Consider the following 451-nt stretch of genomic DNA (forward strand, 5'->3'; position numbering starts at 1 on the left):
ACCCCCCCAGACCTGATCCAGCAATTGGGCACGGGTATAGGCACGTTCAGGATGGGTCATAAAGAATGCCAACAAGCGGTACTCAGTCGGGCCCATCTCAAGGATACTGTTTCCAAAACTAACTCGCTGGCTGACAGGATCAAGCATCAGGCCGTTGGCATCAATCACTTTTTCACCGCTGAGCGCATTGGCACGGCGCAACACCGCCTTGATGCGTGACACCAGTTCACGGGTGGAGAATGGTTTGGTCATGTAGTCATCCGCACCTGCATCGAGACCCTGTACCTTATGGTCTTCCTCCCCACGAGCCGTTAGCATAATGACTGGGATTTCTGCCAGATTTTCATCACGTTTCAGGCGACGGCACAAATCCACACCGCTGACTCCCCCTGGAAGCATCCAGTCCAGCAAAATAAGTGCGGGGCGCTGATCAACGATGATCTGGTGCGCC

At 54.3% G+C, this 451-nt stretch carries 1 protein-coding gene; it reads right to left on the minus strand.

The window, feature by feature from the left end; all coding sequences use genetic code 11:
• Positions 1-451, minus strand: a 451-nt coding sequence (locus B4H32_RS08645; protein WP_286802069.1) for a response regulator, incomplete at both ends; no start/stop codon positions are given.

Source organism: Acinetobacter sp. UBA2063 (assembly GCF_002333245.1).
In the GTDB taxonomy this organism is placed as follows: Bacteria; Pseudomonadota; Gammaproteobacteria; order Pseudomonadales; family Moraxellaceae; genus Acinetobacter; species Acinetobacter parvus.